Genomic DNA, 21,432 nt, shown 5'->3' with positions numbered 1-21,432 from the left:
GCATCCGTTCGCCTAAAGTGCAGGTTTTGAAACAAGATCGTTTTGACCTTCTTGAGATGCTTTCCGACCAATGGATCAGTCTTGGTATTGGTCTGGGCGGCAACGGACAACGCTTCGCGCAGGTAGCCAACTGGGCAAGAGCAATAGGAACGCACGGACCAAGTCAACGTTTGCCACGTATTTATGCTCAACGCCAACGATCATTCATTTTTATGAACTTCTTCAGCGAGAGCAATCAGCACACTTGCAGTGCGGTGGACTCAGGCGGTCGCGAGAATCGATTCCAAATGATCGATGATCGCGGCGTTCTTTTCCCCGTCCAGTGCATCAGCGTGTGGCGGGCCGAAATCACCGGCGTCGTTGTTGAAGTAGTGGCCGGAGGCATCGGCGAACTCATCGTCCAGAGCTGCGCGGACAAGGATGTTGGCTCCGATCGTGATGTCTTTTCCTGGGACGCCGAACGCTTGATGAACCATCTTGCTGGAAAGCAGAGAACCCGGATTCACGGCGATGATCGCTGGGCCATCGGCGCCAAGCTTATCAGCTAATCCTCGAGACCACATGGTAAGAGCGAGCTTGCTTTGGGAGTAGGCCTCCAAATCTTCCAGTTGACGTTCGCCGCGGAACGCAGCCATGTCGACTGGCTTTTGAGCGGCAGAGGAAACGTTGACGACCCGTCCGGATGAATCCATCCGCGACAAAAGTCGTTTTGTCAGCAGGTAGGGGGCAATTGTGTTGACCACAAAGCGAACATCGAGACCGTCAGAAGTCATCGTGTCAGATGTGGAAAGCACACCTGCGTTGTTGATCAGTGCATCGAGCTGGTTCCCTTTCGCGGCGACCGCATTGGCAAGTGACTCGACTTCAGTGATGTTCGATAGATCCGCGAGATAGGATTCGATCGATGCGTCGCTCGACAGTGATTTCAAAGACTGTGCGACCCGCTGGAGCTTGGCTTCGCTGCGGCCGTGAATCAAAACATGGTGACCGCGTGAGACCAGTATCTTGGCGGTCTCGAAACCGATGCCGTCGGTTGCCCCGGTGATCAAAATACGTTTCATCGGATTCTCCGTGGAATGATCTTGCTGATGATGAGATGCCTGCTGGGATCAATGTTTGAAAGTGAAGCCGCATTGCATGGGCAAAAACATCAAAGAGGAAACTGTACTCAACGATGAAGATTGAGACCGGCCAAGACTGTGATGAGCTTTGTCCAGCCAATTCAACCTGAGAAGTGTCATTTGTTCTCGATGACGACTTTGCCCATGGCTTTGCCGCTTTCCAGTCTTGCGTAGGCTTCGCCCGCTTCTTCCAAGGAGAAATTGGTTTCATCGAGGATGGGAGTCAGGGCACCCGATTCAGCGATCTCAGTCAGCTTGCGAAGGATGTCGCCGTGATCAGATCGTTTGTGATTGTGCAGCATCGGAATCAGCATGAAGACGATGTGCAAGGACAAGCCTTTGAAGTGAGCTGGCGTGAGGTCCAGTTCGCATAAAGACACCGTCGTCGCGATTTGTCCGTTGAGGGCAGCGGCTTCGAACGAGTTGGTCAGGTTGGCTCCTCCGACGGAATCGAACACCACATCAAATCCGGCTCCCTCGGTGTGTTTGGCAACGTATTGCTCGACCGATTCGGTTTTGTAGTTGATGCCCGTCGCACCCAGCTTTTCAATCAGTGCAAGTTGTTTGTCACCGCCGCCGGTGGAATAGACATCCGCTCCGAAGTGCTTGGCCAATTGCAACGCGACATGGCCCACGCCGCCTGATCCTCCATGCACGAGGACTTTCTGGCCCGCTTGGATGCCGGCTCGAAGCAGGCCTTCGTATGCGGTGATTGCAACGAGTGGCAACGCCGCGGCTTCTTTCATCGACAGGTTCTTCGCCTTGTGAGCGATCAAGTCGGCATCGGCCACGATGTAATCAGCCAAGGTGCCCGGCAGATCTGCCAGCCCGCCGGCGCACCCATAGACTTCGTCGCCGACGGAATAGTTCTGCACACCTTCGCCGACAGCTTCGACGGTTCCGGCGAAGTCCATTCCAAGGATAGCGGGTGTGTCAGGCGAGAGAGGAAGGTCCTTTCCCATGTTGCGAATCATCGTGTCGACCGTGTTGACGCTCGAAGCGGCAATCTTGACCAGGACGTGCCCCGGTTTGACTTCCGGTTGATCGACTTCAGATGCCTCGAAGGCTGCGTTTTCACCGTAGTTCTTGATCAGCATGGCTTTCATGATTGGCTTCCTTTGAATCGAGAGAGGCTCGGACGCGAAAGAACATTTCGTTGTTTTCGCGGTCGCGTGACTGTTTGTTTGTTAGTACGGTGTGATAATAGGAGTAGATGCCAAACCGGCAAGAACGCACTTTTAAGGCACATAGGCACACAATGGATACCAATGGAAAAGCCCGGCATTCGAGCTACGAATTGCCAGCTTGTCCCGTCGAGGCCACGCTGGAACTGATTGGAGGCAAATGGAAGGGCATCGTGCTTTACTATTTGATGGTCGATGGACGCCTCCGATTCAGCGTTCTCAAACGGAAGGTCGGCTGTGTCACGCAGAGAATGCTGACCAAGCAACTTCGCGAATTGGAGGACAGCGGGTTGGTCAATCGGATCGTCTACGCCGAGGTGCCACCGCGGGTCGAATACGAATTGACGGAAGAGGGCGAGTCGCTCACGCCCGTGCTGCTGACGCTGAAGAAGTGGGGCGAAGCTCACGCATTGCAACTGCTGCAGGAACGCGAAAATCGCAAAGCTGTGGAAGCGTCGTGACAGACGTTTTCCCTGGATGCATCTCCATGAATTTTGTCACGGCATGAACTCAGGTTGAATGCGGGCGATGTTGGTATCTCGACGACGCTTTCGGTGGCAACCGTAGTGGATGAGGCAACGAATCCTTCCGCTTTCCTGAATACCGCACTCCTCTTCCGATCATTCCCAGGACAACAGAGATGGATTTGAAATTGAGCGGCAACACCGCTTTGGTCACGGGTGGCGCCAGCGGGATTGGGTTGGCGACCGCGAGGCTGTTTGCGGAAGAAGGTTGTTCGATTCAACTTTGGGATGTCTCGCCCAATGTCGAAGAAGCAGCCGGCGAATTGCGAGAGCATGGCGTGAACGTCGGCACGCAAGTTGTCGATATCGTCGATGAACAACAAGTTGAACAAGCGGTCGGATGCTGCCTCGACCAGCACGGGCGCCTGGATCATGTGGTGCACTGCGCCGCGATCGGGTCGGGGAAGTTTGGCTTCCCGTTCACCCGTGTCGCCCCGAGTGAATGGAAACGAACTCTGGAGGTCAACGTCATCGGAATGGCCAACGTTGCTGCGGCTTTGGCTCCTCCTATGGTTGCTCAACGATCGGGCACGTTTGTGTTTCTGGCATCCATCGCGGGACAGATGGGATCGCAGACCGATCCGCCCTACAGTGCCAGCAAAGCAGCCAACATCAACTTCGCTCAGTGCATGGCCAAAGACTTGGCACCGCACAATGTCCGGGTGAACACGGTTTGTCCCGGGATGGTGAAGACGGCTCTGAACCGTTCGGTTTGGCAGGCTTGGTGTGACGGCGCCCCACCACAAGATCGACTTTCCTACGAAGACTGGACGGATCAAAAGATCAAGAACGTGATCCCGCTCGCCCGTTGGCAAACCAGCGAAGACGTTGCTGCGATGATCGTGTTCCTCTCGTCAGAACGAGCCAAAGAAGTGACCGGCCAAACCATCAACGTGGATGGCGGTTGCGTGATGCATTGCTAGCGAAATCGAGCGACGACCCGCAATCGACCGAACACGAGAACGGTCCATGCTTTTTACGAAGATGTGATGCCGAGCGATTTGATTCGTGACGCAAGGGTGGTCGGCTTCATGCCGAGAAGAGCGGCGGCACCCGTGTCGCCATACACTTTGCCGCCACACGCTTGCAGTGCTTTGCGGATGTTGTTGGCTTCGAACAAGCGGAGCTCGGCGGCGGTCATGATCTCGTCTGTTTCATTCGACTGAACAAGAGCAGTCTTTTTTGATTCGATGTCGGGTTGCGACGCGAGATTCAGTTTGAGTTTTCCGGGCGGGGACGTGATCAACGCACGTTCGAGCACGTGTTGCAATTCGCGAATGTTGCCGGGCCAGTCATAACGCTGAAGTTCATTGGCGTTGGCTCGCGTGAGTCTCGGTGTCGGCTTGCCAAGTCGTCGGGAAAGAATCGTGAGGAGATGATCGGCCAGCAGCGGGAGATCGTCTTTTCGATTGCGGAGCGGTGGCAAATCGATTGGAAACACGCTGAGTCGATAGTAAAGATCCAGTCTGAATTTGCCGGCTTCCGCTTCAGCCTTTAGATCTCGATTGGTGGCGGCGATGATTCGAACGTCCACTTCGCGAGTCCGTTCTTCGCCGACGCGTTCCAGTTCGCCTTCCTGCAGAACTCGCAGCAGTTTGCTTTGCAGGTCCAGGGGGATCTCGCCAATCTCATCGAGAAACAAGGTGCCGCCATCGGCCAGTTCAAAGCGACCGATGCGGTCTCGCAACGCACCGGTGAAACTGCCCTTGGTGTGTCCAAAGAACTCGCTTTCGTAAAGCTCACGCGGGATGGCTGCGCAGTTGACTTTGATCAGCGGGTGTTCGCGACGAGAGGAGCGAGCATGGATCTCACGCGCGACCAGTTCCTTGCCAGTTCCACTTTCGCCCATCACCAACACGGTCGAGTCGGTGGGGGCGACCAAACGAATTTGTTGCGTGACGGTTTGCAACGCATCGCTCTGCCCGATCATCTCACCGAATGCTTCCCCACGAAGCTCTTCTTGCAAGTAATCGTTTTCAAGTTCCAAGCGTCCACGAAGGGTTTCGATTTCTTCCCAGGCCCGCGCGTTGGCGATGGCCGAGGCAACGTGATCCGCAATCATTCGCAACCAATCAAAGCAGGCATCACCGATCGTGGTGCGAGCGAAGACGCTGAGCACACCCAGTACCTCGCCGCGGTGAACCAGCGGTTGGCCTCCAAAACCAAGGATGCTTTCTTGCAGGGCCCAATCGCGATGCACCAACCAATCGGGATCGCCATCGATGTTGGGAACTTCCAGCGGAGTCCCGGTAGCGGCGATGCGTCCGACTTTCCGCACGCCCAGTGGGAACCGACGAAAGGAACCATCGATGCGGCTGAGGTCCGTGTTGGGATCCACGACCGACGTTCCCGCACTGGCCACCAAGTGCAGGCATTCGGTTTGGTCGGGGCACTCCGATCGCATCGGGCACGTGGGACAACCTTCGCCCGGTTGGATCAACCAAATGCGAGCCAAGGCCACCGCGTGTGAGCTGGCAAGGTGATCGACGACCAATCGTAAAACGTCGGCGACGCTTCGCTGTTGAGGCATCGCCAACAACAGTTCTTTGTGGTCGCGGATCAGCGGAATTCGTTGCTCAATCATGGGACTCAGGATGCACGAAAATTCGTGGTTTCGCAACGAAAATTCGTGAATCCACGAGATTTCGTGACGCGGTTTTGTTTGGCGTGTGGTTTGTAAGTTGTTTCATGGTAGTGACTTATGGTTTTCTTGGTTTGGTTGGCACGGTTAGTGCCTAAGGGAGGTTCGAAACCGACGATTGTTGTCGGTGCTTTCCAAACCACTCGGATCCTAATGGAGTCCAACCATGTCCCGAATCGAAACTGTGAACCCCGCTGACGCGACCGGCAAAGCCAAAGAGTTGCTCGACGCTGTCCAATCCAAGCTTGGGATGACGCCGAACCTGATGCGTGTGATGGCCAATTCAGCCGCTGTCTTGGATGCGTATTTGAAGTTCAGTGGAGCTCTCGCGGGCGGTGAACTGACCGCCAAAGAACGCGAGCGAATTGCCTTGGCGGTTGGCCAAGCAAACTCGTGTGACTACTGCCTCAGCGCTCACACCGCGCTCGGCAAGATGTCGGGCCTGACCGCGTCTGAGATTCTCGACGCTCGTCGAGGCAAAGCGGATGACGCCAAGGCCGGAGCCATTCTGGCGTTTGCAAATCAAGTTGTCGCGAAACGCGGGTTGGTGTCCGACACCGATGTCACGACCGCTCGTGAAGCGGGGGTGACGGATGCGGAGATCGCTGAAACGGTTGCCAACGTTTCTCTGAACATCTTGACCAACTACCTCAACCATGTCGCTCAAACCGAAGTGGATTTTCCGGCGGCTGAAAAGTTGTCGGATGATTCGGCAACGGAGTCGTGCGGTTGTCACAGTGAAGCTTGCAGCGTCGCTTAACGCGAAGCGAAATAACCAAGCGGTGCGCTAGAAACAATGGAGAACCAACATGGCAAGCCCAACTGACATCCGGCCGCCCTTCACGCGTGAGTCCGCCATGCAAAAAGTGCGTGCGGCGGAAGACGCATGGAACTCGCGGGATCCGCAGCGAGTTTCGCTGGCGTATTCCATCGACAGCGAATGGCGGAACCGGGATGTGTTCCTGCGGGGGCGCGATCAAATCGTTCACTTTTTGTCTGGAAAGTGGACATTGGAAAAGGAGTATCGACTCGCAAAGCAATTGTGGGCGTTCTCTGAAAATCGAATCGCCGTTCGATTCCAGTACGAGTACCAAACGGACGCCGGAAGTTGGTTTCGTGCCTATGGAAATGAGAACTGGGAATTTGATCCTGATGGTTTGATGCGGCGTCGTGAAGCCAGCATCAACGACCATGCGATCGATGTCTCAGAGCGAAAGTTTCATTGGCCCTTGGGCGTCCGACCATCGGACGATCCGGGGTTGGAAGAACTCGTGAAGTGAAGCCGCCAATCACTTGCCCTCGCGTGAACACCGTTTCCGCGAGGGCATTTGGCGAAAGAACAGACGATTGAACATCCATCCGACCACTCATCCAATCAACTCGAAACATCGAATCATGAAAATTCAATCACTCACCCACGCGGTCATCGGAACAGCCATCGTCGTGGCTTTTTCCGGCTCGATCGCTACGACCACAACCGCAGAAGACCACTCGCATGTCGTGGCGGATTCACAGGTCATGCATCGCACGATGCGGATCGACGATTTGGAGATCTTTTACCGAGAAGCGGGGCCGAAAGATGCACCCACCGTGTTGCTGTTGCATGGGTTTCCGACCTCGTCCCACATGTTTCGAAACTTGATTCCAGCTTTGGCGGATCGTTATCACGTGGTCGCACCGGACTATCCCGGGTTCGGATACAGTTCGGCTCCGTCGGTCGACGAGTTTGAGTACACGTTCGACAACGTGGCTCGCGTGATTCGAGTTTTCACCGAACGACTGAAGCTGGACCGTTACTCGTTGTACGTGATGGACTACGGTGCCCCGGTCGGATTCCGACTAGCGACGGCACATCCAGAACGAGTTCAAACGCTGATCGTTCAGAATGGAAACGCCTACGAAGAAGGCATCGACAACCCGTTTTGGGTTCCCGTGAAAGCGTTGTGGAAAGAACGATCATCAGAGAATCGGGAGGCACTTCGTTCGATGTTGACGCTTGATGCGACCAAGTGGCAATTCACCAATGGCGTCCGCAACGTCGCGACGATCAGCCCTGACAACTGGGGACATGTTCAACCATTGCTCGATCGTCCTGGGAACGATGAGATACAACTGGAAATGTTCCACAGCTATGGCAGCAATCCACCATTGTATCCTCAGTGGCAAGCTTACCTGCGCAAGCATCAACCACCGACGTTGATCGTGTGGGGGAAGAACGACGCGATCTTTCCTGCCGAAGGTGCATACCCCTATCAACGCGATCTGAAGAATGCGGAGCTGCACTTGCTTGATACCGGTCACTTCGCACTGGAAGAAGATAGTGACGTGATCGCGAATCACATACGGCGTTTTCTGGGACAGCACGTGCACTAATATTTTGCGACGAGGCTCTTACTGCCAGACTCGCAGGGTGGGGCCGGGGATGGATTCATGTCGCGAACTGGCGAAGGCGTGAACCAATCCCCCGCCCATTGTCTCCGGTGTGTCGCGGATGATCGCGAGTTCAATGATGTCGCTGCGGTGTTGGTTCACAAGGTCGTTGAGCGACGCGGACTCGATGGTGTGAGATTCCGATTGGCTGCCTCTGGGAATCACAAAACGATCCACCAAAGACCAGCCACTAGTTTCGGTTTCCAGATCCAACCAGGGAACGGTGTCGGGTGAGAGCGGTGTTGCTTCGTTCGGGAGGGAGCGTCCGTAGACCGAGAACGTTGAGTCGGGAGTTCGCGATGCGAATCCGATTCCCGAAGGAACCGCGGTTAGCTGCAAAGCGGCTCGCTCGATTGGCTGATCAGCCAGGCCGCGGAAGTCAAACCGCAGGCGGATCTGGCGATCGAATTCAATCAGTTCATCGGACTTTTTGACGAGCAACAGTTCTTCGGGGCCCTTTCGGTTTTCAGGGTCGCGTTGAATCCAGACGTCCCCGCCGTCGCCTTGAGAGGTGAAGATTTGTGTCAGCCGGCGAGCGTCGTTTGTTGAAGGCTGGCGGTATTCATTGGGTGACAAGATTTGCCGGGACAACAACCACGCCGATGTTTGTTGGGTCAGGCTTCGCGTTTCGCCTGTTTCCCGAACTTCGAGATCGACGCGTCCATCGAACACCTCGACCACGGAGGCTCCGTCGGATTTGACCGACACGCCGAAGCTGGTTCCTTGATCGGTCAGGCGGCCAGTGGGAGTGTCGACCACGAATCCTCGCAAGCCATCGCGGACGGTGACGACTGCGGTTCCACTGGCGAGACGGCAGTGCATTGGATCGAGGATTTGCAGGTCGGCGGGGCCTTCCAGGTCCAATTGGGTTTCGTTGTCAAAACGCAGCGACGCAAACCCGCTGGCCAATCGCAAGTGTCCGACGCCGAGTCGTTGTGCTTCCGCGAGCGGCACGGTCGACGTCTGCCACAGGCATTCGACAGTTGTTTCCAACACCGCAAAGGTTTCGTTGGAATCCGCTGGGTTGGCGTTGCGATTCCAAAGGGCGGTCGCCACCAGAACGGAAGCGGCCAAGGCCATCGCCCAAGTGATGCTTCGCCAGGTTCGGGAACCCTTTGTTTCGCGAGTCACTGGATTCGCGGTTGGTTGTTGTTCGCGAGCCTCGGTGCCCAGCAAACACAGTTCGCCATGGATCGCAGCCGCCTCAGCAAATTCGCGGAGTCGTTCGGGGGACGCCATCGCGATGGATTCGAGTTCGCGAATTTCTTCTTGGGTGGCGCGACCGTCGAGAGCCGCGTCTCGCAATTCCAGGAATCGATTTTGGTTGGAGTCGTTCATGACGTCAGGCCAGCCTCCATTTTGCGAGACACGCAATCTCGCAGTGAATCACGAATGCGGCTGAGCATGCGATAGATCGCGTCGAGGGATCGACCGGTTCGAGCGGCGATCGATTCGATTTTGTCGCCGTCGGTGTACCGCTGCTGAATCAGTTGCTGGTGACGATCGGGCAAGGAACGGACGCAGGCACGCAGTGTTTCCAAACGCTGGTCGTATCGTTCTGTTTGTGTGTCCAGTTGGGTTGCGACGGCATCAAGAAATTCATTTGAAAACTGCAATCGACTTCGGTGCTGTTTCTGCCGCCACGCTCTCATCTGATTGAATGCAACGCGGCACGACCAAGCCGTGAAGTTGGTTCCCAGTTCGAAGTCATCGAACTTTCGCCACAGTACCAAATCGGTTTCTTGCAGGACTTCTTCGACGTCATTTCGGTCATTCATCAAGCTCATCAGGTAAGCGAACCGATGCCGACGGGTGTGGCCAAGCAGGCGAACGAATTCTTCGGTGCGATCAACGGGGCCGGTGATCGCAGGATCGGAGTTGGGCGTTTCGTGATGTGAATTCATGCCGTTGGTCAATCGCGGGGCGGGCAGTTTCTCGTTATGCATAGGATGACAGCCTGTTGACGGTCTATTTGGACAAAAACATGGGGGGAAATTCGAAGTCGCTCGAAATTTATGTCCAATTGATTCGTTTGCCGCTATTTCAGGGCAGCGCGGTTATCTTCGAGCCGTCCTCCCACCGAACCTTGTTGAGCTTGATCATGGAAACCTTGCGGCGTCTTATCCCGTGCTTTTTGCTTCTGATGATGGTATCGAATGCCTGTTTGGTCTGTGGTCAGCAACCACCTGCGCGGACCGATCTGTTCATCAGCGGAGTTTATCCGCATCTGACGACGTATGGCATTTACAGCCAGAACGGGGCTCATTTGAAAACGGGCCACAACGAGTGTGGGATCGGGGCGATCGTGCCGTGGGCTGGCAAGCTTTGGATGGTCAACTATGCACCACACATGCCACGCGGCAGCGAACACAAGTTGTTTTCGGTTGATCCCGATTTGACGAAGCCTTTGAATGTGCATCCCGAAAGCGTCGGCGGGACACCTGCGGGACGGATGATCCATGAAGAGTCACAGCAGTTGCTGATTGGCCATCATCTGATCGATTCCAAAGGCAACGTGCGAACGATCTCGCCGAGCGACATGCCGATGCGAGTGACGGCGATCACACGGCATCTGAATGACCCGGAGAACATGGTGCACTACATCGATATGGAAGGCGCGATTTGGGAAGCCAACGTGCATTCCTTGGAGGTCAATCGATTGTTCAAGAAGCCCGTTCCGGGGTGGCACGGGAAGGGTGGCTACACTTCGCAAGGACGTTTGGTGATTTCCAACAACGGGGAATTGCATGTGGGAAGTTACAAGGATGTCTTGGTGGGTGGCGAAGCCAAGACGGAGGAAGAACGCGGCGTGCTGGCGGAGTGGGATGGTGAGACTTGGAAGATCGTCGAGCGTCGGCAGTACACGGAAGTCACCGGCCCCAATGGGATCACCGGAGGCAGCGACGGGGACGATCCGATTTGGACGATGGGATGGGATCGGCGAACCGTTCGGCTGAAGGTGTTGGAAGACGGCAAATGGCACACGTATTTGCTCCCCAAGGCAGCTTATTGCAACGACGCCAGTCACGGTTGGTACACCGAATGGCCGCGAATTCGTGAGATCACGGACGGACGTTGGATGATGGACATGCATGGCATGTTCTTTGATTTTCCTGAAGGTTTCTCGGTGGGTAATTCCAAGGGTTTGCGTCCCATCGGAAGCCACCTCCGCTACGTTCCGGACTTCTGTGCCTGGAACGGTCAATTGGTTTTGGCAACGGATGAGACCAGCATCCAAGGCAATCCCTTGGCGGGCCAACCGCAGAGCAATCTGTGGTTCGGTGACTACCAAGACTTGCAGACTTGGGGCCCTGCGTCAGCCTATGGTGGACCCTGGATTGATGATGAAGTGAAGGCCAACGAGTGGTCTGATCCGTTTCTCGTCGATGGTTTCCAATCGCGAACCTTGTACTTGGCCGTTGGCCAATTGAAATCGAAGCCAGTGGTCACGTTGCGAGCGACTGACCAACAAGAAATCACATCGATGCCGGAGGAGTTGAGTACGCTTCCGACCGTGACGGTACGACGTGGCAACTGGACTCGACCGGCAACGGGCTATGCCTTCCAAGTCGATCAGCCTGTCACGGTTTATTTGGCCGTGGATCATCGAGGCGACCCGCCAATGCCTTCGGACTGGCAATTAACGCAGATGGAAGTTCGGTGGGGCAATGGACACCACGATCGGGTTTACAAGCGTTCCTTCCCGGCAGGGAAAATCTCGATTCCCCCCAATGAAACCGAGCACACGCCCGGATCATTTGGGATGCCGCACACCGCGTTCGTTGATGGCAACGCAGCCGTGAAGATGATTCGTGGTGAGGGAGCGACGTTGAACACATCGCAGGCTTCGCAGCAATCCAAAAAGATCACGGTGCCTGCGGATGCTTCCGTTCAGGTCACGATGCAAATTGATCCCAATGGAACGAACGAGTGGATTGACTTTCGTCAGTTTTCGGTGGCCGGTGAAAACTCGGTTGTCGAGATGCTTCCCGAAGAGATGGACGCTGTTTGGGTACGGTTCAAAACGGATCGCGATTGCATGGCGACGGCGTTCTTGCATCAAACATCCGCTTATCCAAATCAGCAGCGTCATGAGGAGCTGTTCGCTGGCTTGGCGAACGTGGATGATTCACAAGCCACCAATGCATTGGTCTACCCGACTAAACGCAGTCGTGACTTGCGGCTGCTGACTGATGATGGAAAGGCATTTGAATTCACAAAGAGCGACTTCCAGTTTGTGTCGGACGAATTTGATTCGGGGTTGGCGGAGAAGCTGCAAGCGGAACCGGAGTTCACGGTGGATGACGCCTCCGTCATTGTTCGGTATCAAGGAAAACGTTATCGACTGCCCAAGGGTGATGCGATCTATGACAAACCCTTTGAGTCGGGTTGGCCTCGAGCGTTGCGAGAAGTCGAATCAGAACGCACGATCGCGAATATTCATGGGACGTTTTATGAGGTCCCGTTGGTGATCAACGGTGCTCCGCCGGCTTGGAATCTGATTCGCCCGGTGTCGAGCCATGGGAAACGTATCTCGGACTATTGTTCGTGGAACGGATTGTTGGTGCTGGCTGGTGTCAAACAAGACGCCACCGCGAGCGAGCATGTGTTTCGTGATTCGGCGTCAGGAATGGGACTTTGGTTCGGTGGAGTGGATGACCTTTGGAAGTTCGGTAGACCAGTCGGCCGCGGGGGACCCTGGAAAGATTCCGTCGTTCGAGCGGGAAAACCGTCGGATGCCTATCTGATGCGGGGATACGACAAGAAATTGGTGACACTGTCGCACACGCACGCGAATCCGGTAACGATGACTTTGGAAGTTGATTTGGACGGCGAAGGGCGGTGGATTCCGATCAAGAAGCTGATTGTTCCCTCGGGCAGCACGGTCCGGCACGAGTTCCCGGTTGGTTTTTCTGCTTGCTGGGCGCGTGTCGTCAGCGATTCTGACACGACCGCGACGGCCCTGTTCGACTATCAATGAGCGGCAATTCGGGGGCGTGAAACCGCCGGCAAAAGCGATCACGCGAGAACTTGCTGCACTTTTTGTGTTGACGACCATGGGAATGACCGATATCGTTAATCGTAGATTGGCGATATTGAAGGGGTGTGAGCCTTCACGTTTGTTCATTCGCCCTTCTATTTTACTTGTTTGTATCGTCTAGCGGCGATTGGCGATCTGGAAAGGAAGTAGCAATGAGTCACGTTCAGATTTATGACCGAGCAATGTGTTGCAGCACCGGTGTTTGCGGGCCCCAGGTGGATGAAACTTTGCCACGGTTCGCAGCCGATTTGGATTGGCTGAAACAACAAGGGCACCGCGTTGAGCGATTCAATTTGGCTCAGGAACCAGCCGAGTTTGCTGGCAACGCGACCGTCCAGCAGATGCTGAACGAAGACGGCGTCGAGTGCTTGCCGTTGGTTATGGTCGATGGCCGAATCGTTAGTCGCAGTGACTATCCCTCGCGAGAAAACCTGGCGTTGTGGACGGAAACGAAGACGCAAGTGAAACCCATGTTGCCAACGGCAGATGGTGGATGCTGCGGCGGTTCGGGCTGCTGCTGATTTCAACTGGCGGTTTATCGAACCGATGGCCGAACGAATCTTTCTCTTACGTGTCCACTGTTATGCACTACCTCGAATCACCGACTCGCAATTTGTTCTTCACGGGCAAAGGTGGCGTTGGCAAAACGTCCATGGCCTGTGCCACCGCGGTGCGTTTGGCGGATCGAGGCCGACGCGTTCTGCTCGTATCAACCGATCCCGCGTCGAACTTGGACGAAGTCCTGGGCGTGTCACTCAGTACCAAGCCGACGTCCGTTCCGGCGGTGGACAACCTTTCGGCGATGAACATTGATCCGGAGCAGGCGGCAGCGGAATATCGCGAGCGAATGGTGGGACCGTATCGTGGCGTTTTGCCGGAAGCTGCCGTGCAAAGCATGGAAGAACAGTTCTCGGGATCGTGCACGGTGGAGATTGCTGCTTTCGATGAATTCGCCAGACTGTTGGGCGATGAGAGCGCGACCGCAGACTTTGATCACATCGTTTTTGACACCGCGCCGACCGGGCACACGTTGCGGTTGTTGACGTTGCCATCGGCTTGGTCGGGATTCATGGAGGACAACACATCAGGAACATCGTGTTTGGGGCCACTGGCGGGTTTGCAAAAGCAGCAAGCTATTTACCAATCAACAGTGAAGTCCTTAGGCGATGCGTCTCGCACAACGCTTGTGTTGGTGACGCGTCCGGAAGCTTCCACGCTTCGTGAGGCGGATCGAACCAGCGGCGAACTGAGGGAACTCGGCGTCGAGAACCAAGCCTTAATCATCAACGGAAACTTCGAGGCGCAAGGTGAGTCGGATCCGATCGCCAATGCGATGGAGCAACGCTGCAAAGAGGCTTTAGCGGCAGTGCCCAGCGGGCTCGCTCAACTGCAACGCACGATTGTTCCTTTGGCACCTCATGGGTTGGTCGGCATCGATTCTCTTCGTCAGCTCGGGAGTGACGAAACGAACGTGGAGACGGCCACGAACGAGATTGCCAGTGAAGAACGCGTTTCGATCTTGGAGGCTTTGCCCGCACCCGCGTTGATCGATCAGTTGGCGGCTCAGCAACACGGTGTGATCATGACGATGGGCAAAGGTGGTGTTGGCAAGACAACCATCGCCGCCGCCGTTGCCGTGGCGCTTGCTGAACGAGGATTGAAGGTTCATTTGTCGACCACTGACCCGGCCGCGCACGTGAGTGCGACCATGGCCGCCGATGAGTTGAGCGGTTTGACGATCAGTCGGATTGATCCTGCCGAAGTGACCGAGGCCTATCGACAAGAGGTCTTGCAGACCGCGGGAGATGGTTTGGATGAACAAGGACGAGCGTTGTTGGAAGAGGACCTTCGTTCTCCCTGCACGGAGGAAATCGCCGTGTTTCGAGCCTTTGCCGATGCGGTGGCGGAAGGCGAAGATGGCTTTGTCGTTCTAGACACCGCGCCCACCGGACACACGATTCTTCTGTTGGATTCGGCACTCGCGTATCACCGCGAAGTTTCGCGGCAGACCAACGAGGTGCCGGAAAGCGTTCGGGAACTTTTGCCGCGTTTGCGAGATCCAGACTTCACGCGAGTGTTGGTGGTGACGTTGCCTGAGTCGACTCCGGTTCATGAAGCTCAGCGGTTGCAACAAGACCTGCGGCGAGCTGAGATCGAGCCGTTTGCATGGGTGGTCAATCAATCGCTTAGTCCGCTGGTTGTCAAAGATCCGATTCTGGTTGGACGTCAATTAAGTGAAGGACCCTACTTGCGTGAGGTTTTTGATCAATACGCGAAACAAGCGGTGGTCATTCCGTGGCAAATAGACCCGCCTATCGGAATCGAAGGTTTGCGGGAGTTGATCGCGGACAAGGCTTCTTGCTAAGACAGGGCCTTGTTTGACGAAACAATTCGGGCAAGGCATTCCGGCAGGCGGCAAATCGTATGAGCAGTGACGAGCTGGATCAAAACGGATTCCAGATTCTTCGCGATGCGGTGCCGAGGTCGGTGGTCGAGCATCTGCTGGATGTTTGCACGCGGACTTTGGTGCAGGAGTCTGACTCCGTTCGGGCTCGGTCCAGTCGAGGTCATGTTTACGCGGCTCGCAATTTGATCGGCAGCATTCCTGAGGTGACAACGGTTTGGCAATGCGAACCGTTGATCGGCTTCTTGAGAAAGCAGCTGGGCGATGAGCTGGGATTGGTGCGAGCTTTGTTTTTTGACAAGCCGCCCGATCGGACTTGGGCGTTGCCTTGGCACAAGGACACATCCGTCGCGGTTGAAGACAACTCGGTGAGTTCCGTTTGTTTCTCACGGCCGACGGTCAAGGCGGGAGTCCCTCACTTCATCGCAGCAGACGAAGTGTTGCGACGAATGCTGACGCTTCGAATTCATCTGGACGAAGTGATCGATGAGAATGGTCCACTGCGAGTGATTCCTGGTTCGCATCATTCAAGTGACAGCGACGGGGAAGACGTCAGCGCGGCCGTTTCCATTTTCGCGGAGGCGGGTGATGTGTTGGCGATGAGACCTTTGCTCAGCCATTGCAGCGGTTCGTCTGATCCCGGCACTTGGCGGCACCGGCGAATTCTGCACTTGGAATTTGCCGAATCCATGGTCCTACCGGACGGAGTGACGTGGCACGACTTTGTTGTTCCGACGTTTGCGAGCGGTTGATAGAAGCACCCTCCCTCGCCTCGGCCTGTACGCCTTGGCTCGACCTCCCCCAAAAATTCGTTTTTGGAGAGGTGCTGCATACGAGAACAATGCCAAAACCGGCGTTGCAAACTGCATGACCTCGTTTCAGCGGAGAGGGTGCGAAGCAGCGAGAAACGAATGGAGCCGACACGCTTGCTCAGTTCACCGGATCGGCTTCTTTAAAGTAGAAGTCGTACCACGCTTGCTCTCGCATTTTCTTTCCTTGCGGCATGCCTTTGGGCGTTAGTTCCGATGTCCAGGCCGCCAAGTTGGCGTGAAGTTTGTCAGCGAGTTCTGGATAGTCCTTCGCTAGGTTGCGATTTTCGTGTTGATCGCTTTCGAGGTCAAACAGGAATCGACGACCATCGCCGACGAAGATGTACTTCCATTTGCCACGGCGAATGGCGGCTTGATCCCAGAACCGGAAGTACAACGTTCGCGTGGACGGATTTTGGATGTCGTTCAATCGTGGGATCAAGTCGATGCCGTCCAACGCTGCTTCACCGGAAGGAAGTTCTCCGCCGGCAAGTTTCAAAACACTTGGTGCGATATCCAACGCACTGACTGGCCAGTCGTAGGTGATTCCGCTGGGCAATTGAGTGGGAAGGCTCCAAATCATCGGCACGCGGATACCGCCTTCGGAAAGCATTCCTTTCTCGCCGACCCAAGGATCGTTGAGTGATCCGTCCCAGCCGCCGGCGTCACCATTGATGGACGAGTCTGGCTTGGTCATTTTCAGCGGGGCACCGTTGTCGCTGGTCATGACGATCAATGTGTTGTCGAGCAATCCATCGGCTTTCAACTGGTCGACAATTTGTCCCACTCCATCGTCAATCGCGGACAGCATTGCCAACGCGTAGCGTCGTCGCTCAGGCATCGGCCCGGGAAAACGATCGAGGTACTTCTGCGTTGCTTCCAGCGGCGTGTGCGGACCGTAGTAGTTCAGTTGCAAGTAGAACGGCTGGTCATGATTGCGTTGAATGAAGTTGACTGCCGCGTTGGTTTGGATGTCAATGCGAAAACGTTTGTCGCGAATTTGTTTCATCTGTGGAAGCAGATCACCGGAGGCGAGATCGAAGTTGGTGCGATAGTTCGTCATCGCTCCCCAGTAGTATTCGTCGAAACCTTGCTGTGCCGGAGAATAGGGCTGGATCTTGTTCCATGGAATCCGGACTTGGCGTCTGGGTTTACCCGCCATCGCCGGTAATTCACGGCGCATCCAATCGATGCAAGTGACGTTGGGTTCCAAGTGCCATTTGCCGACGAAGCCGGTTTTGTAGCCTTGAGGTTGCAAGTGTTCGGCGATGGTCGCCGCATCAGTCGGCAACGGCATGTCCGGGATGGTGTCGATGCCAAAACGTTGCTGGTATCGGCCCGTGATCATTCCGGCTCGCGAAGGGCTGCACTGGGGAGAAGTCACGTAAGCGTTGGTGCAGCGAACGCCACGTGCTGCCAAACCATCAATGTGTGGTGTTCGAATGTCATCGACTTCGTTCTGGCAACTTAGGTCAGCCCAGCCTTGATCATCGGTGAGGATGATGACGACATTGGGTTTGCTGGCGGGAATGACCGCTTGAGCCGTCCGGTCACCAATTTGGAAGTAACCGAGTTGTTTGTCTCCATCGGCTTCTTTCACCATCCAAACGGCACCCGGGCGAGTCGATTGGGTTTTGGTTTGGCCGGGCTGGATCAATCCATAAGACTTTGGTTTTGCTTTGGCATCGATCCAGCACAATTCCACTGGATCGCGATGTTGGTTGATGAAGTGCACCGGAAACTGGTTGCCATCGGGCTTGGACGCGGGAACGCCTTCCTCGGGGATCGTACGAAAAGTCAGTTTCGCGAGTGACTTCACCGACGGTTCGATACGCTTGGCGAAATTCGTCGGTGATGCCGAACGGAACTGAGCGAGATGTTCAGCCGCATCCGGTGTTGTCGCCAAGTTGTTCCACTCGTATGGATCGGCTTGGATGTTGTAGAGCTCTTCGCTTCCGTCTTGGTAGTGAATGTAACGATGAGTTCGACCGCTAACGGCATAGGCACCGGGTTGAGACAAGTAGGTGACCGAGTTGTGTTTCCAAGTGACCGTGTTTGGTTCCTCTAGCAGCGGCAGGAGACTCGGCCCATCGTTGACGGGATTGGGTGGCAATTGGCAAAGGTCGAGCAAAGTCGGAAAGAGACTGAGCAGATTCACCGGGGCATCACATCGGACTCCAATTGGAGTGCCGTTTGGGAGCGATGGACTGGACGTTTTCGGAACGCGAATCATCAAGGGGACGCGGGTGACACCTCGCCACGGTGTGTACTTTTGCCAATGCTCTTTTTCACCCAATTGCCAACCGTGATCTGACCAAAGCACAACGATGGTGTTGTCTGCATTCGGTCCTGACTCCAACGCATCCAACACGCGACCGAGCATCGCATCGGCAAAATGGATGGAGGCGAGATAGCCTTGGATGCCTTGTTTCCACTGGTCCTGCTTTTGGATGTGGGCGAAGTAACGGTTGCGTGCCGCTCGCTGTCCAATCGAAGGCACATCGTCCAAGTCATTCTCGAGGTATCCCGGCGGGAGTTGGATTGACTCGAGAGGAAATGGCTCGAAGTACTTCTTGGGGACGAACCAAGGTTCGTGCGGGCGATAGATTCCGCAACCGAGAAAGAATGGTTGCTCATGCTTTTGTTGAAGTTGTTCGCCGATCCACTGGCTGACCGCCCAGTCGCCACCGAACTCTTCATCCGTCACGTCGAGTGCGGCCCAGTCCGTTTCGACGTATTGCCACGGTCCGCCGCGTTCTAAACTGACGGGACGCTGCGATGGATAGAATGTTTGCGGAAAAGGATTCTCGGATTCCGCTTTTGGGAAGTACTCATCCCAGGACGCGGCGTCGATGAAGTAGTGCAGCAGTTTGCCTGACCCCGAAGCGTGGTAGCCATGGTTCCTCATGTATTGAGGCAAGATGACCTCGTCCGGCATGACTTCACGCATTTGTTGCCGATTGTCATACAGGCCCGATCGATTGGGGGCTCTTCCGGTGAAGACAGCCGACCGGCACGGGTTGCAGGCGGGTGCGGGGCAATGAGCGTTGGTGAAGAGAACACCGCTGGCGGCCAATCGGTCCAGATTAGGTGTGATGGTTTGCGGATGGCCGCCCAGGCAACCGATCCAGTCATTCAGGTCGTCCATCGCGATGAACAGGACGTTCGGCTTGGATGGTGCCGGCGGTGTGTCCGCGAAAGTGGACGGCGCGGCCAGCAAAATCCAAATCAGCGAAGCGAGCAAAGGGCGATGCATCATCGCGAATCTTTCGGGGCGCGAGAAAACGGGCGTGCGTGAATGCTGAGAACCGATCGTAAGTCGTTCATCACGACAGAATGAACGTTGGTGATCAGCGAAGGGGATCTGGGGGAATCCGGTTGGAAGTGTCGATGATACAATGCCGCTGTCATCGCTGTTTTGTTTCGATTCGTGACAGCGGACAAACTGCCGCTATCCAGGGATTATGCTGCGATGCGGTGACGTTCCATCGCAGGCCGCGAGGGGCGACCGCTTTGAGTCGTCTCGTGCCTCAGAGTATTCCCATCTGCACCACTTTCTTTTGATAGACAGACCATGAAACGCAGTGTCCCCGCTTTCTTTTTGATGACCTTCGTTGCGACGACCTTTGTCATGAATTGTTCCTCCAGTAGCAATCTGTCGGCACAGGATTCTGCGACATCGAGTGTTGAGTCTGCGTCACAGATTCAGGTGGAACCGGGCCAGCAGACTGAGAACTTTTTCGCCATTCCGGAGCCTGCTGAAGGTCGGCCGGACAAGCTTCCGTTCTTGCTTTACACCCCAAGCAACTACCAAGCAGGGCAGGAGGTTCCGATGCTGTTGTTCTTGCACGGGTTGGGCGAAAGCGGTGATGGAAACTTCAAACAACTTGCCGTGCACGGGCCACCCAAACGAGTCGCGAAAGAAGGGAAGGAGTTTCCGTTCGTGATCGTGTCACCTCAAAGTCCGAAGCCGGGCAAGGAACGCGCGGACGTGGTCGAGTCTTGGAAGGTTGATGAGCTGATGGCGTTGCTCGATCACGTGGAAGAACATCTTTCGATCGATACTTCTCGCGTTTATCTGTCCGGGTTGAGTATGGGCGGCTTTGGGACATGGCGTCTGGCAGCGACTCACCCTGAACGTTTTGCGGCGGCCATTCCAATTTGTGGTGGTGGAAAGACCGAGTGGGCGGACGAACTCGCGACGCTTCCAATTTGGGCGTTTCATGGTGGGAAGGACTCTGTCGTCGAGCTCAAAGAAAGCGAAGAGATGGTCGTCGCGATCCAGCGAGCCGGTGGGGACGTCAAGCTGACGATCTACCCAGAAGCAGGCCATGACAGCTGGACAGAGACGTATGCAAACCCTGAGGTATACGCTTGGTTGTTGCGGCACCAAAACGAGAAGTGAACTGCTGCAGGTAAGTGATTTGGCATAACACATCAACCGCTGACGCAGAGATGCCCGCCACGCAGTACGTGCTTGATTGAGAAAGTCATCTGGTCACGGGCGGTGGCTGATGACGAAAACGGTGTTTTGGTATAGTTCCGCCGAGCAGCGCGAGCGAACCCTGCCAAGCCGCAATCATCGTTTCCAACGCAACCAGGACGAAGTCACCCATGACGAACCGGCCTTTACGAAGCAACCCGGTGCAGGATGCCTGTTTGCTGATCCTCACGGCAATCGCGTTGACGGCGGCGGTGTATTGGTTGAGGTCCGTTTTGATTCCGTTTGTGGTGGCATTGTTCATCGTCAGCGGAATCACGCCGATTCTTGATTTTTTGCAGGCACGTCTGAACGTGAATCGCATCGTTGCGGCGGGCGTCACGTTCGCACTGGCGATCGGCGGAACGTTTCTGGTTGGGATGAGCATTTGGTTGTCGATGGCTCAGATGTCCGAAGAAGGCAAACTGTACCGAATGCGGGTGTCAGAGATTGTTTCGAACGCGGAAGACTGGCTGCATGAAAACGTTGCCGAGCGTTTTGAAGCGAGCGAAGTGGGAGAACGATCCGAAGCTGCGGTCGCGGACTTGGTCGGGGAACCAGAAGCCGCGGTCGTTCCCGTGGAGCGGCAGGAATCCGATGAGTTGCTGGCCAATGCGGCCGCGGATTTACGAGACCAGTTGGAAGCGTTTCTGCGAAACGCGGTGGCGAGCCTGTCGAGCGAACTGTTTCAGCTTGGTTCGACCAGCATTGTGATTTTGATCTACGTCTTCTTCCTGTTGCTTGGCAACCTGAGCGGATACGGCGAGAACACATTGGCGTATCAAGTCGATCGGCAGG

At 55.5% G+C, this 21,432-nt stretch carries 18 protein-coding genes; 11 read left to right on the top strand and 7 right to left on the bottom strand.

Annotation, left to right across the window (positions count from 1 at the left end; genetic code table 11):
* From B2R17_RS09110 to B2R17_RS09100, 3 genes are all read right to left on the bottom strand, one after another.
* Positions 1-191 (bottom strand): hypothetical protein (locus tag B2R17_RS09110; protein ID WP_286763741.1); only part of this gene is annotated, 191 nt, incomplete at its 3' end.
* 69 nt (positions 192-260) lie between these two features.
* Positions 261-1,061: an SDR family NAD(P)-dependent oxidoreductase gene (locus tag B2R17_RS09105; protein ID WP_286763740.1), complete on the bottom strand. Its 801-nt coding sequence runs from the start codon at positions 1,059-1,061 to the stop codon at positions 261-263.
* Between the two features lie 176 nt (positions 1,062-1,237).
* On the bottom strand, positions 1,238-2,227 hold the full coding sequence (locus tag B2R17_RS09100) for a zinc-dependent alcohol dehydrogenase family protein (RefSeq protein ID WP_286763739.1): 990 nt from the start codon (positions 2,225-2,227) through the stop codon (positions 1,238-1,240).
* A gap of 152 nt (positions 2,228-2,379) precedes the next feature.
* On the opposite strand from B2R17_RS09100, the gene B2R17_RS09095 reads away from it, so the two are divergent.
* Positions 2,380-2,766 carry a winged helix-turn-helix transcriptional regulator gene (locus B2R17_RS09095; protein WP_008672847.1) on the top strand — a complete coding sequence of 129 codons (387 nt, stop codon included), beginning with the start codon at positions 2,380-2,382 and terminating at the stop codon, positions 2,764-2,766.
* A gap of 179 nt (positions 2,767-2,945) precedes the next feature.
* Positions 2,946-3,752 carry an SDR family NAD(P)-dependent oxidoreductase gene (locus B2R17_RS09090; protein WP_286763738.1) on the top strand — a complete coding sequence of 269 codons (807 nt, stop codon included), beginning with the start codon at positions 2,946-2,948 and terminating at the stop codon, positions 3,750-3,752.
* Positions 3,753-3,805: 53 nt separating this feature from the next.
* Here B2R17_RS09090 and B2R17_RS09085 read toward each other — a convergent pair whose 3' ends face one another.
* Entirely contained in the window at positions 3,806-5,413 is a 1,608-nt protein-coding gene (locus B2R17_RS09085) for a sigma-54-dependent Fis family transcriptional regulator (RefSeq protein WP_286763737.1), read from the bottom strand.
* Positions 5,414-5,636: 223 nt separating this feature from the next.
* Between B2R17_RS09085 and B2R17_RS09080 the strand changes: the two genes are divergently transcribed.
* The 3 genes from B2R17_RS09080 (at position 5,637) to B2R17_RS09070 (ending at position 7,843) form a co-directional block, all read left to right on the top strand.
* Positions 5,637-6,230, top strand: a complete 594-nt coding sequence (locus B2R17_RS09080; protein ID WP_008672844.1) for a carboxymuconolactone decarboxylase family protein — start codon at positions 5,637-5,639, stop codon at positions 6,228-6,230.
* Positions 6,231-6,279: 49 nt separating this feature from the next.
* Complete coding sequence (locus B2R17_RS09075; protein ID WP_286763736.1) at positions 6,280-6,750, top strand: nuclear transport factor 2 family protein; 471 nt, start codon at positions 6,280-6,282, stop codon at positions 6,748-6,750.
* A gap of 115 nt (positions 6,751-6,865) precedes the next feature.
* Positions 6,866-7,843, top strand: coding sequence for an alpha/beta fold hydrolase (locus B2R17_RS09070; protein ID WP_286763735.1), 978 nt, complete (start codon positions 6,866-6,868; stop codon positions 7,841-7,843).
* Between the two features lie 18 nt (positions 7,844-7,861).
* Here B2R17_RS09070 and B2R17_RS09065 read toward each other — a convergent pair whose 3' ends face one another.
* Complete coding sequence (locus B2R17_RS09065; RefSeq protein WP_286763734.1) at positions 7,862-9,238, bottom strand: FecR domain-containing protein; 1,377 nt, start codon at positions 9,236-9,238, stop codon at positions 7,862-7,864.
* Complete coding sequence (locus tag B2R17_RS09060; RefSeq protein WP_286763733.1) at positions 9,235-9,804, bottom strand: sigma-70 family RNA polymerase sigma factor; 570 nt, start codon at positions 9,802-9,804, stop codon at positions 9,235-9,237. Before B2R17_RS09060 ends, B2R17_RS09065 begins: the two co-directional genes overlap by 4 nt.
* Positions 9,805-10,040: 236 nt before the next feature.
* Here B2R17_RS09060 and B2R17_RS09055 point away from each other — a divergent pair, with 236 nt between their 5' ends.
* The 4 genes from B2R17_RS09055 to B2R17_RS09040 all read left to right on the top strand — a co-directional run bounded on the left by B2R17_RS09055 (position 10,041) and on the right by B2R17_RS09040 (position 16,097).
* The gene (locus B2R17_RS09055; RefSeq protein WP_339888339.1) at positions 10,041-12,881 is read left to right on the top strand and encodes a hypothetical protein; all 2,841 of its coding nucleotides are present in this window, start codon (positions 10,041-10,043) and stop codon (positions 12,879-12,881) included.
* A gap of 212 nt (positions 12,882-13,093) precedes the next feature.
* Positions 13,094-13,462 carry an arsenite efflux transporter metallochaperone ArsD gene (gene arsD, locus B2R17_RS09050; protein ID WP_039963752.1) on the top strand — a complete coding sequence of 123 codons (369 nt, stop codon included), beginning with the start codon at positions 13,094-13,096 and terminating at the stop codon, positions 13,460-13,462.
* Positions 13,463-13,524: 62 nt separating this feature from the next.
* A complete protein-coding gene (gene arsA, locus B2R17_RS09045; protein WP_286763746.1) occupies positions 13,525-15,306 on the top strand; it encodes an arsenical pump-driving ATPase in 1,782 nt (593 codons plus the stop codon).
* A gap of 59 nt (positions 15,307-15,365) precedes the next feature.
* Positions 15,366-16,097, top strand: coding sequence for a phytanoyl-CoA dioxygenase family protein (locus B2R17_RS09040; RefSeq protein WP_286763731.1), 732 nt, complete (start codon positions 15,366-15,368; stop codon positions 16,095-16,097).
* A gap of 178 nt (positions 16,098-16,275) precedes the next feature.
* Here the strand turns inward: B2R17_RS09040 and B2R17_RS09035 are convergent, their stop codons facing one another.
* A complete protein-coding gene (locus tag B2R17_RS09035) occupies positions 16,276-19,302 on the bottom strand; it encodes a sulfatase-like hydrolase/transferase (protein WP_286763745.1) in 3,027 nt (1,008 codons plus the stop codon).
* Positions 19,303-19,728: 426 nt separating this feature from the next.
* Here B2R17_RS09035 and B2R17_RS09030 point away from each other — a divergent pair, with 426 nt between their 5' ends.
* Both B2R17_RS09030 and B2R17_RS09025 read left to right on the top strand, forming a co-directional pair.
* On the top strand, positions 19,729-20,559 hold the full coding sequence (locus B2R17_RS09030) for a prolyl oligopeptidase family serine peptidase (protein ID WP_286763730.1): 831 nt from the start codon (positions 19,729-19,731) through the stop codon (positions 20,557-20,559).
* A 209-nt stretch (positions 20,560-20,768) separates the two neighbouring features.
* The coding region (locus B2R17_RS09025) for an AI-2E family transporter (protein ID WP_286763729.1) at positions 20,769-21,432 on the top strand (664 nt) is incomplete at its 3' end.

It is taken from the genome of Rhodopirellula sp. UBA1907 (assembly GCF_002337565.1).
Lineage (GTDB): Bacteria > Planctomycetota > Planctomycetia > Pirellulales > Pirellulaceae > Rhodopirellula > Rhodopirellula europaea.
Note: the sequence above shows the minus strand (reverse complement) of the source record. Positions and strands in the feature narration are given on the sequence as shown.